At 39.6% G+C, this 17,222-nt stretch carries 16 protein-coding genes and 1 pseudogene; 11 read left to right on the top strand and 6 right to left on the bottom strand.

From position 1 onward, the window contains the following. The first annotated feature begins 5 nt into the window (after positions 1 to 5). Positions 6 to 1,457 (top strand): protein kinase, encoded by a 1,452-nt coding sequence (locus L655_RS0111835; RefSeq protein ID WP_024605104.1) that lies wholly within the window; start codon positions 6 to 8, stop codon positions 1,455 to 1,457. A 79-nt stretch (positions 1,458 to 1,536) separates the two neighbouring features. On the opposite strand, the gene L655_RS0111830 is transcribed toward L655_RS0111835, so the two are convergent. Genes L655_RS0111830 through L655_RS0111820 form a run of 3 tightly spaced genes read right to left on the bottom strand, consistent with a single transcriptional unit; the run spans position 1,537 to position 4,986 of the window. After that, positions 1,537 to 2,538: a TniB family NTP-binding protein gene (locus tag L655_RS0111830; protein WP_024605103.1), complete on the bottom strand. Its 1,002-nt coding sequence runs from the start codon at positions 2,536 to 2,538 to the stop codon at positions 1,537 to 1,539. A gap of 2 nt (positions 2,539 to 2,540) precedes the next feature. Beyond that, positions 2,541 to 4,364, bottom strand: a complete 1,824-nt coding sequence (locus L655_RS0111825) for a Mu transposase C-terminal domain-containing protein (RefSeq protein WP_024605102.1) — start codon at positions 4,362 to 4,364, stop codon at positions 2,541 to 2,543. Beyond that, positions 4,357 to 4,986, bottom strand: coding sequence for a TnsA endonuclease N-terminal domain-containing protein (locus tag L655_RS0111820; RefSeq protein WP_024605101.1), 630 nt, complete (start codon positions 4,984 to 4,986; stop codon positions 4,357 to 4,359). Before L655_RS0111820 ends, L655_RS0111825 begins: the two co-directional genes overlap by 8 nt. Before the next feature lie 199 nt (positions 4,987 to 5,185). Between L655_RS0111820 and L655_RS0111815 the strand changes: the two genes are divergently transcribed. The 4 genes from L655_RS0111815 (at position 5,186) to L655_RS0111800 (ending at position 7,407) form a co-directional block, all read left to right on the top strand. Continuing rightward, a complete protein-coding gene (locus tag L655_RS0111815) occupies positions 5,186 to 5,491 on the top strand; it encodes a hypothetical protein (RefSeq protein WP_024605100.1) in 306 nt (101 codons plus the stop codon). A gap of 84 nt (positions 5,492 to 5,575) precedes the next feature. Then, positions 5,576 to 6,139 carry a hypothetical protein gene (locus L655_RS0111810; protein WP_125825551.1) on the top strand — a complete coding sequence of 188 codons (564 nt, stop codon included), beginning with the start codon at positions 5,576 to 5,578 and terminating at the stop codon, positions 6,137 to 6,139. 127 nt (positions 6,140 to 6,266) lie between these two features. Beyond that, positions 6,267 to 6,935 (top strand): hypothetical protein, encoded by a 669-nt coding sequence (locus L655_RS0111805; protein ID WP_024605098.1) that lies wholly within the window; start codon positions 6,267 to 6,269, stop codon positions 6,933 to 6,935. Then, entirely contained in the window at positions 6,928 to 7,407 is a 480-nt protein-coding gene (locus tag L655_RS0111800; protein ID WP_024605097.1) for a hypothetical protein, read from the top strand. The genes L655_RS0111805 and L655_RS0111800 overlap by 8 nt, the downstream gene beginning before the upstream one ends. Positions 7,408 to 7,453: 46 nt before the next feature. On the opposite strand, the gene L655_RS1000000127590 is transcribed toward L655_RS0111800, so the two are convergent. Next, positions 7,454 to 7,612, bottom strand: a complete 159-nt coding sequence (locus tag L655_RS1000000127590) for a hypothetical protein (RefSeq protein WP_024605096.1) — start codon at positions 7,610 to 7,612, stop codon at positions 7,454 to 7,456. A 246-nt stretch (positions 7,613 to 7,858) separates the two neighbouring features. Between L655_RS1000000127590 and L655_RS0111790 the strand changes: the two genes are divergently transcribed. Together L655_RS0111790 and L655_RS01000000125525 are read left to right on the top strand one after the other, a co-directional pair. Beyond that, a complete protein-coding gene (locus L655_RS0111790) occupies positions 7,859 to 9,877 on the top strand; it encodes an ATP-dependent helicase (RefSeq protein ID WP_024605095.1) in 2,019 nt (672 codons plus the stop codon). A 498-nt stretch (positions 9,878 to 10,375) separates the two neighbouring features. Further along, a pseudogene (locus L655_RS01000000125525) lies at positions 10,376 to 11,356 on the top strand (IS5 family transposase). 239 nt (positions 11,357 to 11,595) lie between these two features. On the opposite strand, the gene L655_RS0111780 reads toward L655_RS01000000125525, so the two are convergent. Further along, entirely contained in the window at positions 11,596 to 12,546 is a 951-nt protein-coding gene (locus L655_RS0111780) for an IS30 family transposase (protein WP_004587125.1), read from the bottom strand. Between the two features lie 126 nt (positions 12,547 to 12,672). Further along, positions 12,673 to 12,885, bottom strand: coding sequence for a hypothetical protein (locus L655_RS1000000127730; RefSeq protein WP_158000948.1), 213 nt, complete (start codon positions 12,883 to 12,885; stop codon positions 12,673 to 12,675). 344 nt (positions 12,886 to 13,229) lie between these two features. Here L655_RS1000000127730 and L655_RS1000000128510 point away from each other — a divergent pair, with 344 nt between their 5' ends. The 4 genes from L655_RS1000000128510 to L655_RS0111755 form a co-directional block, all read left to right on the top strand. Next, entirely contained in the window at positions 13,230 to 13,559 is a 330-nt protein-coding gene (locus L655_RS1000000128510) for a four-helix bundle copper-binding protein (protein WP_004587124.1), read from the top strand. Between the two features lie 577 nt (positions 13,560 to 14,136). After that, positions 14,137 to 14,772, top strand: coding sequence for a recombinase family protein (locus L655_RS0111765; RefSeq protein WP_004587123.1), 636 nt, complete (start codon positions 14,137 to 14,139; stop codon positions 14,770 to 14,772). A gap of 22 nt (positions 14,773 to 14,794) precedes the next feature. Next, positions 14,795 to 16,429, top strand: a complete 1,635-nt coding sequence (locus L655_RS0111760) for a DDE-type integrase/transposase/recombinase (RefSeq protein WP_125825553.1) — start codon at positions 14,795 to 14,797, stop codon at positions 16,427 to 16,429. Beyond that, positions 16,419 to 17,222, top strand: an 804-nt coding sequence (locus L655_RS0111755; RefSeq protein ID WP_024605131.1) for an AAA family ATPase, incomplete at its 3' end; no start/stop codon positions are given. The genes L655_RS0111760 and L655_RS0111755, both read left to right, overlap by 11 nt.

Here is a 17,222-nt window from a genome sequence, read left to right as displayed (position 1 = left end):
AATTCATGAGTAAAAGAAGAAAAATCAAAATTGGTACTATTTTTAATGGTTGTGAATTACTAGAGCTATTGGGAAAAGGAGGTAATGGAGAAGTATGGAAAGTGGTTAACCACGAGCAGGAAGCCTTCTACGCTATAAAGTTTTTAATAAATATAGATGTAGTTAACTATAAACGTTTTCAAAATGAAGTCTCTATTCTTTCAAAGCTAAAAATTGATGGCGTTATGCATGTGATAGATTCTTATTTACCTGATGATCCAAAAAGTGAATTTCCTTGGTTTATGATGCCGGCCGCGCAAGATTTTAGTAAATATTGTGAAAACCTCACCCCAATAGAGGTTGCGAGTGAATTTATAAAGTTGGCGATAACACTCAAAGAACTTCACTCGCAAAAAATAGCACACAGAGATATAAAACCAGCAAATATGCTCATTTACAATAACCGACCATACTTCACTGATTTTGGCCTAGTTCAATACCCTGGAAAAGAGGATATAACACCAGAAAGAAGAGATATAGGAGCCAAGTACACTATGGCGCCAGAAATGAGAAGGCAAGCTGATAGATCTGATGGTTTGCCAGCAGATGTGTACTCTTTAGCTAAATCATTATGGATACTTATCACTGATCAACATAAAGGTTTTGATGGACAATATAATCCTAACTCTGTAATTGGAATAAGCCAATATTGCCCTGACATTTATACGACTGAACTAGATAATTTACTTATCGAATGCACTGATAATGACCCAAAACGTCGCCCTAGTATTTTGAGTTTTTTAAACAGATTGTCAAAATGGATTAGCTTAAATAAAGACTTTGAACAGCGTAATTTATTAGAGTGGCTAGAGCTACAAAATAGGATATTTCCACTTGGCACACCAAAAAGTATTACATGGACTGATAAGAATGCAATCATTTCTATTCTCAATCAAATTGCGTTTACAAAAAGTTTAAATCATATGTTTTACCCAAATGGAGGAGGAAATACTATTAATAGGATTACAACACCTTCAGAGCCTTCAATGATTGCACTTCACTCTGGTAGTGGAACACGTGCAGATATAATGAAACCTAAAAAGTTAACTTTTGAGTCATTTGGTTTTGATCCTCAATGGAACTATTTCAGGCTTGAATTAGAAAAAATTAAACCTATTAATATAGATAATTCTATCCATTCAGAGGGTATTTGCCAGTCTTTATGCGAAATTGAAGACGGTGAGTATGTTGATTATAGCTGCTGGACATATAATGATTATGAAGGACAAGAATTACCAGAAATAGCTAGACCTGTAGAGCGATTCTTATCAGGTTCGTTTGTCTTTTTTGGTACTAGTTCCATATATAATAGTATCAGTGCTACTTATGATGCGCGTCACAATATGATGACCGAAGAGGAATTTTGTAGGTACATTGGAGAAGCCGCCAAACGTTTTTTTAATAAATCTAATGATTAACTGTTCTGCAAAGATAAACCTGTATTTTATCGGCTTTCTTTACTAAAAAAGCTAAAGCTCTTTAGTTTATAATTACTTGTCACTTCCTCAACAACTGACTAATCGGCATTCGGTCAGTAAACTTAGTCGCTATAAATGGATCTTTATCTTGGGCGCTTTCAGGTTTGTATAGTGAATAGCGCTCGACTTCGCTGGCTGTAATTTCTGAAACCGGCAAGGTAAATAGGTTTGGTACATCAGGAAACAGTACTTCAAATGCTTTTACCAAGTGTTTAGTCGTGAGGGTTTTTGCGTTACCCACTAAAGCGTAGAATACTGCATCATCTAAAAAGTATTTTAATGTTCTAAAACAACCTTTTGATAGTGAAAACAAAGCAAACACTGTTGCTTGCTCACTTAAGTTTGGCTTTTCGGTGAATGGCATACGGTTGGCTAGGCCAATTATTAACTGCACAAAGTGCTTTGGGTTTTCTGATAGTTTAAAATAAGGCAGCTGCCGCCTTACTAATAAACGCGATGACCATTGGGGCTCATCTGCTATTTTTTCTGCCCACGGCATACCAACTAATACAATTGATACACCCGCTTCATCGTTAATGTATTTTAATCGGTTGGCAATCTCGCGGCGCTTTTTACCTTGGTTGTGCTCAATTAGCTCTTGAAACTCATCAATAATTACAAGCTCTGTACCACACGTTTTTAAGCATTTTATTAATGATGTCGTTAAGCGAGTGCCGTTTATTCGTAGCTTACGCTCTGTGCTGCCTACTTGCCCTAAGCCTTTAAGAAGCTCAGCTAAAGTAGATTCTAGTGTCGGGTTACTAGGTATGCGGCTTACTAATACAGGGTGGTTCATCACTCCATTAATAAATTGCGGTAAGTGACGTTCTTTATACTGTTTTATTAGTGCTGTTTTACCTGTGCCTGTATCGCCACTTAAAAGCATGCAAGGCTTTTCACCTGCTAGCCCTTTACCAAGTCTTAATCTGTCGAAGTCGTTAAATACCGTGCTTATTATTGGGTATTCAATAAATACATCGCGAAATTCATTTAGTTTTTCTTTTTGTTTATTGGTCAGCATAATTAAAATCCATCTAGATCTGAGATAAAGTCATCCCAGCTATCTGTTGGTTGCTCTTTAGGTGTGACCTTTTTGGGCTCTATGGGTTTGCACTGAGTTATTGATTTTTGTGAATCACTACTGACATTTTGATGCTTAGCTAGCGCTTTACCGCCTTTTACTTTTGAGTGTTTTGGCGCATTTTTTAACGCTTCAAACTCGTTTTGAATTTTATTATGAATAAACATACGCGCTTTTGCTAAGCCTACATTATCGATAGAGCCCGAAATAAAGTCGCGGTGGATGCGTATGTTTATTTTATGCTGATTCAAACTTAAATTTTGGGTGTAACCGTTTGGGTCTATGCATGGTACTTTTATGTAATGCTCTAGCTTATCGAGGTATACGTATACATAAGAAATATCTTCGGGGTTTAACTTAACTAAAACCTTATGAGATACGTTGTGACTAAATTGCTTTCTGTAATTAGACAGCTCCGTGCAGTCATACCTTAAGTTTTCCAGCCATACCCCTCCCTTTCGAAGTTTAGGGTGAATTGAAATACTGAGCACAATATCTAGTCGTTGTAGATCATCATTACTCAGCATTGTTGGTGGTAACGTACTAAAGCCTTGCTCCCATAGTTGGCTCGGTATGTATTTAAAACGGCTGTCGGCATCTTGATGGTAAACGTCTACTACCCATTTATGAAATAACTGCATAAAGGTCGTAAAACGCATAATTGCATCTTTTTTGGGATTATATTCATGCTTTTGTAAAATATTAGAAAAGGTTTTACCTGGTATAGGGTCTAATAACTCTGTATTTATTGTGCCGAATATACGTTCTACAATTGGTTTTAACCAAGGCTTTGCGACAGCGTTATACTGAGTATTAATGCCTATTTCTTCACAAGCTAGCTCAAGGCTGTTACTCCAAAACTCGGCTCCATTATCAACAACGAGTGTTTCAATTTTACCAGCACACTTCCACTCATTTATAGTATCAGGGTATAGTTTTGCCACTTCACTTTTAGGTTTCATCGAATTTAGCATTGCTCGCCTTACTGCATCGTAGCTAGGCGCACTGAAGCTAAAATAGTAGCCAACAATACAGTGGCTATACACATCTATTAATATGGTAAGTGTTGGCCGACCAAGCGGGATATGTAGCTCATCATCCAATAAAATAAGATCAAGCGGTGTATGGTCAATTTCAACTTTTTCGAGTACTCGGGTAGGCCGTGTATGCCCTTCTACTTTATTAAAAGCAATATCAGCAAGACGTTTACCATAACGAGCAACCATTACTTCGTATTGCGGTAAGTTATCTATTCTGTTTTTGAATGCTTTGTATGTTAAAGGCTTTAAAACACCGCCTACAACACTGTCGTTTTCAATAATAACTAAGTCTTTATAGAACTTATAAGCCGAAGCCACTGATGGCTTTTCTTTTACTAAGTAACGCTCAAGTGCCTTTTCAAAAAACTTATCGGTAGCTGTCTCGCGCTCCCTGTTCCCTTTTTTTTGGTGGCTTGGTATTAGCGCAATGATATTTTTATCTGCATTTGTATAAGCGCTATACCATCGTGCAGCTGTTCTCCAGCTAGGCTTTTTTTCTCCCTCAACTTCTGGCATTACTTTTAATAAAGGTTCAAGGTTTTTTTGTGTCCAACCGCCTTGAATATTCCCCTCAAGCCATTGAATATATTTAAGCTTAGCGAATGTTGTTATTTTTATTTTATCAGGAAGGGCTTGTAAATCTTTGGCGTAATTTTGAGGTGGTTTGGTCTCTACTTTTGGTAATGGCTGGTTAAATTCATCTTCAAACAGCCCGTCATTAAACATTGTTAGACCAAATTGCTGTTTCTATTGATATTTCATTTGTAGTTAAGTCGGCAAATAACTGCCCCAATGATAACAATCGTAGCACTGTAGCAAGTAGCTCACCGGCAGTTACTTTTAAAAAACTAACTAACTGGCACACTTTAATAGAACCGTATTGCTTAACAAGTTCTAGCACCGATGCTTGCAACTCTGTTAAAGACTGAAAACCAGAATAGCGATGTAAAAGCTTTAAGTTATTGAGTGTTGGGTATACACGGATTTGCTTATCAGTAACCAGTATTAAGTCGCGTCCATCCTGCTTAGCGATGGCTTGCTTTTCAATAAAACGTGCACGAAAGTCTTCATCGGCAATTTTGCTTTGCGGTTTTACTTCTATAAATTTTTGCGTGCCGTCTGTGTGGGTAAGTAAAAAGTCAGGCGTGTAACGGCAAATACGGTTATCAAACTCATATTCGTAACCGATTGGTTGTGCTTCAAATGCGGCTATTGATGGTGAAAATTCAAAATGGAAACACGCATCAAACTCTAAAGAGGATTCAACTAAACAGGTAGATTTATTTTTTTGACTAGCAAATTTATGGAGGTTTTTAACACGGGAGTGTTTGAGTTTTCTTCTGTACATGTGAGTCAACCATCTAACCATTTGGTTAAATACTAGACTATGCCACCTTATACTTCCAATTTATGCCATCTTTTAGTACAAATATGTCAACTTATACTTCAAACAACAAACTGACAAGCTTGATTCTTTTAGTGTTGTGCCAGTAGGTGAGCATACGACTAGGGCTTTAATAATGCCAGTTCGGGTTTAAGGGGGTCTTATGTTGTTTCATAAAATCTCAGGCTCTTGGCTAACGAGTTATAAACGATTAGAAATTATGATTACTCAAGAATCGATCATATTATTCAATTCAGCCCAGCAAGTTCAGGCTAAACTCACAATAAACCGCAAAGAAAATAACGGATTGGATACGGCTTTTTTTTACAGTAAAAGTAATCACCGTTGCGCGTTCATCCCCGATGGTAGCTTAGGTCACTTTGAAGTATTTAAATCAAAAGAGGGGCTTAGAGTCAGCCAGTTTAACGCTTTAGGAGAGTTAATTAAAACCGTATCCATGACACTTTAAGTTGAAGCCGCATTAAATGTGGCTTTTTTTTTCACTAAACTAAATGTATCATCTCAACTACACATTCAATTAATAGCGTTAATTATGATTCACTCACTCTCTGTCATTCCTTTACGTGAAGCCCGTTTACTTCAGCCCTGCCCTAATACTGCTTTAATTGCGGTAAGAGACTCAGGTACTGAACTTGATCGTGAAGTAGCTACTGGTGAATGGGGATACTTTAATAAAATTGCATTTGATGATGCCGCGTATTCAGTAGAGCAAATAAAAGATCATGGTAGAGAATTTTGGAATTATTTTGACGGTTGTGCTCGTAAGGTACATGCTCTCAGAATACTTTTAATGATTAAAGAAATACATCAAATTAACGAAATACAAAACATTATTATATTTTGTGACTCTGGTTTATCCCGCTCCGCTGCAATTGGTAAGTACTATTCGGAAACCTATGGTGTTGAACTACATTCAGATACATCTAAAGCTAATACATTGTTATACAGGTTGTTGAATAACCCTAGTTATTTTGATGAAGCTTTACTTGAGTACGTTGAAGAACCTAAAGAAAAAAAATCTAAAGAGCCTCGCAATTTATTTCCATTTGGCTGGTTTGACCTACTCATCGAGAAGTTATTAGGAAAGCAGTCATAAAGTAGCTTTTTAAGCTTATCTAAAGTTATACCCTGCAATAATATACGTAGTTACTAGCTTGCACGATTACGAAGTAGCGATAGATTAAATACAACTTATCGCAACTTCGCAATACGAGAATAAAATCATGAATGACACCTCCCCCATTTATATACCTAAATCAGACTCTGAACTTGAACTCATTGCTGAAAAAATTGGGAATAGCCTTGCTGCCAATACTGGCATTCGAGTTACTTCAAAAGAAGATCTGATGAGTATTGCTGTTGATGCTTTAAATTTAAGTAGCCTCTACTCATTCTATAACGAAACTTATGGCATAACTTCTACTTCTGATGGCTCTCCAATGCATGGCACTGAAATGAGTAAAGGCGCACTTGGATTCTACGACACGCTATTACCTAATTATGTTTGGGTTTTAACAAACTCGCGCTTAAATTTTATTAAAGTTTTTTATAGCGAAATTGATATAGAGAAAGTGAAAACCTCAAATGAACCTAATTTAGAAGTCCTAAAAAATAACACTCAAGCCTTTACTAATTCCCATAATGAAAACCCATTTTGGCAATATATAAAATGCCGATTTCAAATTGAGTCTTTATCAATTGCCTTACCAATTAATGAATCGGTCGGCCTACCGCTTTACTCTAACTATATCGGTCTTAACCACTTTCTAGCTGAGCGTTTATCACTTACATCCATAAATCCTAACTTGCCAATTAAGGAATTGGAGATGAATGACATTGAGAGTGAATATATTTTGATAAAACTAGAAAAGAAAGGGCCGAAATATGACTGAATACCCAGCACTTCAAGTATTAGCGGATAAAGTCATTTATAGAGTTCATTTGATTCAAATATTAAGATATTTTGGTTTTAGATTAGCCGCTTTAAGTGCGTTTATTAGTTTGTATTATTCTTATTATCTGATTTTCAGTATATGTGCCATAGCCGTTATCGCTGTGTACTTAACAAGCTCTGCTAGCAATCATTTTAAAGTGAGTTTTTTTACAGTTTCTTTAAGAATTTACCCAAGATTAGAGCTTTTTCCTCCCGTTCCAAAGTTCCTAATTCCATTTTGTAATAAAAAAGCTACGAGTGAAATTATTTATGAATTGAAAAGCTTGGTAGCGGCGCTAAACAACAAGATTATAGTAGATAAATATAATCAAGTAGATAGCTTTAGGGCTGGGGCTTTAACGGTATACGATGCGGTTAACTTGGTGCTTATGTGTGAAACTCTTATTAAACTCAATCAGAACAATTATTAAAGTCGAATAAGAAGAAAACGCTGCCTTTTGGCAGCGTTTGTCGTTATTACATTAAATTATTCTTCTTTAAATATGCCGCAACACCTTCAAACGAACCAAATGCACCTAATAGCATTTCTTGCGCTCTACTCTTTGCTTCCTCTGTCGGCGCGGTCTTAAGCAACTCATACCATGTTTTCACTAAAGCAACTGGCGGATTGTTCATAAAAAAGCCTTATATATAAAATCAATATTGATACAAAAATACTAAGCAAAGTATAGCAGTAAACTTGTTGGTTTCAAATTTAAAACAACAACTATCCAACAAAATATCTTTATGTATATCATAAACATAGAGTTAAATTAACTTAATCCTATCATGCACTTACTTTCATAAACTTACTTGCGGGATTAGCAATATCTGTGAAAATAAATTACTGAGCATTTAAGTCCTGGTTAAGGTATTTAATTAATGAAACAAGCATTTCCTTTGAACGAAAACGTGGTAATTATTGCAGGTCCTGGTACAGGCAAAACAACAAAGCTACTAGAGATAATAAACAGTAACATTAATGATAGTGGACTAAATCCAAGTGATGCATTAGTACTGATGTTTAACTCGGATATTAAGAATGAGTTCGCTAATCGGATGCAATCAAGTAACTTACATAACCTGACTTTAGTGAAAACTTTTCATGCTATGGCTCTTCAAGTTCTGAAGGAATCAGGTTATCTCAAAGCCTTGGGTATGACTGTTAGTTTCGATGATGGCAGCATCCAGAAGAAAATATGCTCATCTGTTATTTCTCAATTATCATTACTTGAGTTTGATTATAAAAAGAAACAAATGATGGAAGATAAAAAAGCAATCGGTCTAATAATGCAATTTATCTCACTAGTTAAATCTACCAACCTATCCCCTGAAGATGTTTACCTATCTCTTGATTTGTCACCAACATGCAGTTTTATTGTTTCGGCATATCATGGGTTTGAGAAAGTTAGGTGCAGCAAAGGCCTTCTCTTCTATGATGACTTCGTGCCATACGCTACCACTGCGCTAAACAACCCTGAACTTGTTATAACCCCATACTCAAAAGTCTACACTCGAATTTTCGTTGATGAATATCAAGATATTAATCAGTCCCAATTTAATTTTATTAATGCCATTAAGTCTGATAGCACAACAATTGTTGTAGCTGGAGATATAGATCAAACTGTGTACTCTTGGAGAGGTTCAGACCCAACGTTTATGCTTAACTTTGAGAATACATTTACTCCCGTACAGCGTGTAAGTCTCAATAAAACTTATCGCTTTGGCCATTCAATTGCGCTGGTTACTAATAAGCTAATATCAAACAATAATCAGAGGTTTAACAAAATTGTTTCTTCTAGCACAACAACCCCAAACTCAAGCGTTCGTTTAATAGAAACAATGCAACCGGCTGGCGAAGCTATTAAGATAATCTCGGCCAATGCGCTCGTAGGTGAATCATATGGTGATCATGCTATTTTGCTCAGGAGATGGTCTGAGTCTATTCTTTATGAATTATCGTTTTTACTTAAAAAAATTCCCTACTCTATCCCACCAAACTTTTCACTATTGAATTCCAAAGAAATTAGGCTTCTTTCTTACATACTCATCTTAATTACAAATCAAGATGAGGTTTTGCTACAAGATGAAAGAAAAAACATCTTATTCGAGCTGCTTGGCTTTCCGAGTCTTAATGTGACTAAAGCTGTTTATGACGATGTAATAACGCGCCTTAGCAATTTACCGTTTAAATTATGGCCGTCAGCAATAGACACTATCTGTATGTCTAGTAAGGACACTGGTTATAAAAAGGTTAGTGAGCGTATTAGAAATATTGCGAGTTTAAAAATGATCTCATCTAAAAACGCTTATGAAGTGCTGAAAAAATACTTAGATGATAGCCAAGTAAAACGGGCTATGAACTTTACATCAATTTCTAGTGATGAATATGAAGAATCATTAGAGCGAATAGATACTTTATTACTCATTCTTGAAAAACTTCAGTTAAGCTGCAAAAGCGCCCTTGAGTACTTCAACACCTTATTTAAAATGACCGCCATTTACAATCAAAGTGGCGGTGTGACACTTACAACAATTTATAGATCCAAGGGCCGTGAGTTTAAAAACGTAATATTACCTAACTGGGATAAAGATCTACTTGGCTCCAATAACAGTAGCCTTGCAATACCAATTTCACTAGAGGAAAGCCGACGACTAGCCTACGTAGCTACAACAAGGGCATCAAGCAACCTAATAATGCTAACTCGACCTCAAAAGCAAAATTGTCCTAAAAAGGTTTTATTTGCAAGATTTCTTGACGAAATGAAAATCGAAAGCTCTAACGAATGTGCAAAATTGATTAACCTTAATCAGATAGCCACCAGCAACCTAGATGAAATTGAGTTTCGCTATGTACAAAGCATGACTAGCTGTAGCGGCCTGACATCTTATTTTGCCTGACCCGATTTTATCAGCATGTTCTGACCCACAATCATTGATTCTACCCTATGAGGCTGGCTCACTTTAATTAAGAATGGAACCACATTGATTAACACTGGGACTGATTTCATCGGCTTGGGCCCACTTTAATCGACTCTAAATTGGCAGTCCTGCTTCACGCATTTCAGCTGTCATTTCTTTCGCTCTATTTGGTTCTAGCCCTCCAGAGAATAATTTTCTTATTTCGGATGGGCGATAGCGGAATTGTTCAGCAATGACGCGCTCATTGTAACCATGCCTGATAAGTGTCGGTTCAATTTCATATATGCGGCTAGACAGTGTTTCCTCCAAAAGGTCAACATTGATAGGTTTTATACCGACTTTGTAAGCTTCTTCTAGGGCTAATGTTAGATGTTGTTCTACCTGAAGAGGCGTACTGAGATGTTCAGCTAGGGAAGATGCGAATAAGTCCTGAATGTGAGATCATAGCTGCATAGTAAATCACAGCCATTACCGCCCATGAGCCAACAGTTAACTTTTGCCGATAGTGAGTTTTCCAGCAAACGTCGCCAGACGAGAAAAGAGATTTTCTTATCCAGAATGGATAACCTGCTGCCGTGGTCTCAACTGCTGGAAGTGATTGAACCCTTTTATCCTAAAGCAGGCAATGGCAGACGTCCGTATGCGCTTGAGACCATGTTTCGCATTCATTGTATGCAGCAATGGTATAGCCTCGGTGATGAAGCGATGGAAGATGCGTTATATGAAATTGCTTCGATGCGTCAATTTGCGCAACTATCACTGGATAAAGCCATTCCTGACCGCACAACCATTATGAACTTCCGGCACTTGCTGGAAAAACACAAGCTGACTCGCCAATTATTCAAAACGGTCAATCAATGGCTGTCTGACTGCGGTGTGATGATGACGCAGGGCACACTGGTGGATGCCACGATTATTGAAGCCCCCAGCTCCACTAAAAACAAAAAGAATGAACGTGACCCGGATATGCATCAGACCAAGAAAGGTAATGAGTGGCACTTCGGTATGAAAGCCCATATCGGTGTGGATGCCAAGAGCGGTCTGACTCATACGCTGGTGACCACCGCCGCCAACGAACATGACCTGAATCAGATGAAGAACCTGTTGCATGGCGATGAGGAATTCATCTCTGGCGATGCTGGATATCAAGGCGCAGAGAAGCGTGAAGAACTTAAAGAAAAGGATGTGGAATAGTTGATTGCTGAGCGTCCCGGAAAAGTTCGGGCACTGAAAAAGCATCCCCGCAAAAACAAAACTGCCATCAACATCGAATATTTAAAAGCCAGCATTCGGGCGAAGGTGGAACACCCGTTTCGCATCATCAAATGCCAATTTGGTTTTATCAAAGCTCGCTATAAGGGATTGATAAAAAATGACTCACAGTTAGCCATGCTATTCACCTTGGCGAACCTGTTTAAAGTAGACCAGATGTTACGACGACAGCCAAGATCTGTCTAAAATCCGGGAATAGCCCGGAATAAGGCCAAAATCCTGCCTAAAACAACGGCATATTGGCCTAAATTGCAAAATTAGAGTTTAAAAATTAGGCAGGTGATGCTGCGGCTTAACTAAGCGTTAAACTGCGGGACTTATTCGCAGTTTCCCTAGTTTGCGGCTAGTTTTGCGGAGCAGGCTGACTATGGGCTGAAACCTTTGTGTATTCGCGGATTCAACCCCGAAGTGCACCACTCGCTAAATTAAGCTGCTCTTCGTAATGTGTTGAACACGACCGATGGCTGTTTAAACCCAAGGCATTTCCTTGGTCTCGCATTTAGTGCTCGCTCAACAGCAGCAATCTGTTTGTCCGTCACCGTTCGCAGGTCTGTCCCTTTTCGGATGTACTGCCTCAGCAGTCCGTTAAAGTTTTCGTTCAATCCTCGTTCCCATGAGGAGTACGGATTGGCAAAGTAGATATCTGTTTTCAGCTTTTCCGCTACCAGCTCATGAGCGCAGAACTCTGCCCCGTTATCGGCGGTAATCGTTCTAACATGGCCGCGATAGCGCCATAGCATGCCAATCATAGCTCGACTTACATCAGCGGCGCTTTTCGCTGGCACTTTTCGTATCAGATACAGTTTACTTTTACGCTCAACCAGACTGACGATGGCACCTGTACCGTTTTTGCCTAATACGGTGTCGGCTTCCCAGTCACCAAACCGCTTTTTCTTATCAACAATAGCCGGACGACGCTCAATGCCAACTCGGTTCGGAATAATTACGCGCTTCGCGCGGCTGCCTTTTCGGTACTTGCGACGACTATGTCGCAACTGCTTGTGCAGCTTGCCGCCACTGAGTTTATCGCGCTGCACGAAACCGTAAATCCATTCGTGGCTGACGCTATGCCCTATTATTTTACCTACGCCAGCAATTTGCTCAGGACTCCATTTCTGGCTCAATCCGAACTCGACGAACGTGATAGTCAGCGCTGGTACACTAGATTTCGCTGCCTGACATCGTCGTTTAACTGTCTTAGCGTGAGCGACTTCAGGCAGATAGTGATTATCACGAATGCTGTTACGCCGGACTTCTCGACTGATGGTGCTGTGACAAACGTTCAACCGCTTCCCAATCTCCCGGTAGCTGAAACCCTCGCGTAAGTAGGCCTCGATCTGATATCGTTGTCCCTCGATCAACTGCTTGTATCTCATGGTAACTACTCATGTTTTTTGGCGATTACAGAGTACCACCAACATGCAGTTGATCTCTTCTCACCGTTTAACCATGAGTGGTGCACTTATTATCTGAATTCGGGTTTACTGAATCTGGTAAGATTTCTAATCACATTTGGTATTTAGTGCAATTAACGAAGCAATTGCTGCATCGCTGAACTTGAGGAACAGTTTTGAGCAACTGGAGAACCGCAATTTTTGGAGGAACAGTTTCGCCTGGTGCAGCAGAAGCAGGATGGGAAAAGCAACAAAGCCAATGTAACCAGGGCTGGGGGAGCTGTTTAATGAAACAGAAGAGATAGCCGCTGAACCTAACACTGAGCAGGAAGCTATTTACTCTGTCCGCACAAAGCGCAACCCGCTATCCCAAGCACCGCGTTAGGACGTGATAGTTCACGATATTGCTGAGGAAGATAAAGTCTGCTTTCACTCTCCTATATTTTCTTTGTAATTATTTCAGGATAATAAGGAATTATTACAAATCTTTTAAGTACCTCCAGATCCTAAGAGCGCAGAGATGCTTCAATTTAAGCTGCCGGCAGCTTGGTGCGAGGGGAGTATTAGAATTTCATACGCACGATAACAAGCGACTGGCATAAATGCTGCTTGCCTACAAAGTGCCGAAGTTAGGTGTATAAACCATAAACAAGAGGAAATAATTTATGTCTCATAATAAATTTACTAGTTGTATTGAAGCTTGCTACAAATGTGCAACTGCCTGCGACCATTGTTCAACTGCCTGTTTGCAGGAGCCTGATCCTGCGAAAATGGCAGATTGCATACGTGCAGACTTAGACTGTGCTGATATCTGTCGGCTAGCTGCGGCAGCAATGGCGAGAGGAAGTGAGCATGCCAAGCAAATCTGCCGTCTCTGTGCTGACATATGTGAAGCTTGCGGTGAGCTTTGTGCTAAACACGAACCGGATCATTGTCAAGAATGTGCTCGTGCTTGCAAATCTTGTGCTGATGAATGCCGTAAGATGGCTGCCTAAGCTAAGTAAACCGTACTTTGGGAGCGCAGAAGACACATCTAGCGCAAGAGTTTCTTCATTGCGCTCTCAATATTGAGAAACACCTTTCATTAGTCCAGTATATTGGCTCGTATGGGTGACATTGAGGTCAGTTCATGCTTCTTAAGTACCGTATATTTTTGATATTATCCGCTAGAACCCTTCTTTCAGCAGAGGTCATTTTTTGCTCGATTTTAGTTGAGGTTTCGGACCCTAAGAACCCACTGTATTCTTCCGATTCTGCTCGTATTTACTGAGGATTTAATCTCATTACTGATGCTAATCAGGTTCGACTGCTTGTTTCCACTGTATTAAAAACTCCTTTATGACTTCCTCATCTACTTGAATTAACAAAGACATGCTCACCAGGTAGTAGTATCCCATTGGCTTGGGGCTACTTGCATACCATTATTTATTTGGAAACTGCTGAGGAATCAAAAATATCTGGTGCAATTAAAGTATACCCTTAACGCACTTGCAATTATTTAGTGCATTAATTCAAAAAATAAACCTATAATGCACTCACATTAAGACACCATTGTAAAACGCACTGAAATCTATGTTTCGAGTTTATGGGTACCTGAGAGCATCAACCGAAGAGCAAGATGCAACCAGAGCTAAAGCTGAATTAGAAAAATTTACCGAACAATTAGGGTTCGGCGTTGCTCACTGGTTTATTGAAAATGAATCCGGCGCAAAATTACATCGGCCTGAACTTTTTAGGTTACTGGATATCGCCATGCCTGGTGACGTTTTATTAGTTGAGCAAATAGACAGGCTAAGCCGACTCAAAAGTGAAGATTGGGAAAAGTTGAAGCGGCTGATTAACGATAAGAATATTCGTATTGTTTCACTTGATTTGCCGTCCAGTTTCGCATTGATGCGCAACGCCGATGAATTCACTGAACGCATTCTCTCTTCAATTAACTCAATGATGCTTGATTTCCTTGCTGCCTTTGCCAGAAAAAATTACGAAGAGCGACGAAGGATGCAAGCGCAGGGGGTCGCCAAGGCCAAAATAGAGGGGAAGTATAAAGGCCGTCGCGAAGACAAAGACTTGCATAGCAGGATATTACAACTTCTCAATGATGGACGTAGTTATAACTTCATTGAAAGGACGATAGGTTGCTCTAGGCACACTATTTCCAAAGTTAGCAAACGCCGCAAGGCAAAACTTGAAGAAGAGGTTCTGTAACTGTGCCATGAAAGCCAAACGGATTGCGCCAGAGGTACTTTTAGATCTGTCTTCACGGATGGAGCTATTCCCTGCGCGCTCCGATGAACGCAAAAACATTGTTAAATCAGCATGTGATTTATATGGTGTTTCCGAAAGCACTCTTTATCGACAACTACGTTCTGTAAACAAGCCCAAACCACTAAAGCGCACGGATTCAGGCAAATCGAGAGTCATTCCTATATCTGAGATGGAGAAGTATTGCGAGATTATTGCCGCGTTAAAAATTCGCACCACCAACAAGAATGGACGGCATATCTCAACGAATGTTGCTATTGATCTGTTGGAAAGTACGGGTGTTGAATCAGAATACGGTTTTATCAAGCTAGAAAAAGGTAAGCTCAGCAAAACAACAATAAACAGGTATCTAGCACAATTTGGGTTAGACAAACACAACCTTATTAAAAACACGCCGGCAGTCAGGTTTCAGGCTAGACACAGCAACGAGTGTTGGCAATTTGATTTAAGCCCTTCTGACTTAAAAAGTGTGAACGAACCGCTTTGGTATGACGAATCTAAAGGTCTGCCGATTTTAATGCTTTACTCTGTCGTTGATGATAGAAGCGGCGTTTGCTATCAGGAATACCGAAATGTACACGGTGAAGATGCTGGTAATGCGCTGCGCTTCCTTTTTAATGCCATGTCACCCAAGTCTGACCCAGATGTGCCCTTCCAAGGCATCCCACACATGATTTACATGGACAACGGGCCAATTGCACGAAGTCGGGTGTTTCAGTCTGTGATGAAGTATTTAGGCATTGATGTGAAGGTACATATGCCAGATAGCAAGGACAAACGGCGTAAAACTGCTAGATCAAAAGGTAAAGTAGAAAGAGCCTTTCGCACAGTAAAAGAATGCCACGAGGTCCTTTACCACTTGCGAGAGCCAAAGAACGAAGTCGAAGCTAGTCAGATGTTGAGCGATTACCTGAAGAAATATAACGACCATCAACATCGAGCAGAGCCACATTCTCGGATGGAGGACTGGCTGCAGAATATCGACGGTGCTGTTAAACAAATGTGCAGCTGGGAGCGTTTTTCATCCTTCGCACGCGAACCTGAAAAAAGGAAAGTAGGTATTGATGCCAGAATTCCCGTTGACGGTAGTGTATATGAGGTAGATCCCGACCTCGCAGGTGAACAAGTCGTACTTTGGTGGGGCCTGTTTGACGACGAATTGTATGTTGAACATGATGGACAACGATATGGTGCTTATTTTCCGATCAGTGGTCCAATTCCCTTGTATAGATATCGTAAGTTTAAACAAACCAAAACAGAAAAGCGGCTTGGAAAACTCGAAACGCTAGCAAAGTCACTTAAATTACCGGACTCTGAAAACGATGAGAATCACCAAGTTATTTTGTCAATGAAGAACGTAGTTGAGCCAGTACCAACGCGAGAATTTGATAATCCAGACCCGTTTAACGAAAAGCGGTTTGAAAACATACTGAAAGCCAAGCTTGCCATATCCAACTATTTAGGTAAACCCTTGACAATACTTGCGCAAGGCGACAGAGATATGATTGATGCTATTTTGTCTGAGTCTTTAGATAAAGAGGCTGTCATGAAACGAATAAAAGAATATTTCCATAATAGGAGTGGAGAACATGCAAATTGAAGTCATGGAACACTTTGGTATAAAGAAGTATTTTCGTGATGCAGACTTCTTTGAAACTGACACGGCCAAAAGGTTATTCAGACAACTCAAAAAGATCATACCTGAAGGCCAGCTCATCGCACTGACTGGTGTTGTCGGTATTGGCAAAACTACCTACCTAGAAAAAATACAAAAACAATTAGCTGCTGAAAAAAATGTGATAGTTGCAAAGTCACTCTCAGTGGAAAAATCCAAGACAAATTTAACCACTTTGATCACAGCGCTGTTTTACGATGTTTCAGGTGATAATGGCTATCGGGTACCAAAGCTTGGCGAAAAGCGCGAGCGAGATTTGCAGGAGCTCATCAAGAAGAGTAAAAAGCCTGTTGTGTTGTTTTGTGATGAAGCCCATGACCTGCACCATCGCACACTGACAGGCCTTAAACGCCTAATGGAAGTCATTCATGAGGGCGGCGGCAAGTTATCTATTGTATTGGCGGGCCACCCTAAACTTAAAAATGACCTGAAATCTCCCACAATGGAAGAAGTTGGCTACCGCACGGTTACCATGTCTCTCGATGCCTCGCAGGGTATTTTACGCGATTATATTTACTGGCTCCTGGATAAATGCACCAATGACAATGTGAAACCAAAAGACGTTATTGAAGACCAAGCAGTGGAATATCTAGCTGAACATCTCAGTACGCCTCTTCAGGTAGAACAACATCTAACATTAGCCCTAGAAGAAGCTTACAAAGTCGGTATAAAACCTATCAATGTTGACCTTTTGGAGGAAACACTGTCTAGCCGCATA

This window comes from Pseudoalteromonas sp. TAE79 (genome assembly GCF_000498015.1).
Taxonomy (GTDB): domain Bacteria; phylum Pseudomonadota; class Gammaproteobacteria; order Enterobacterales; family Alteromonadaceae; genus Pseudoalteromonas.
The sequence above is the reverse complement of the archived record's forward strand: the minus strand, read 5'-3'. Positions and strand labels throughout refer to the sequence as shown.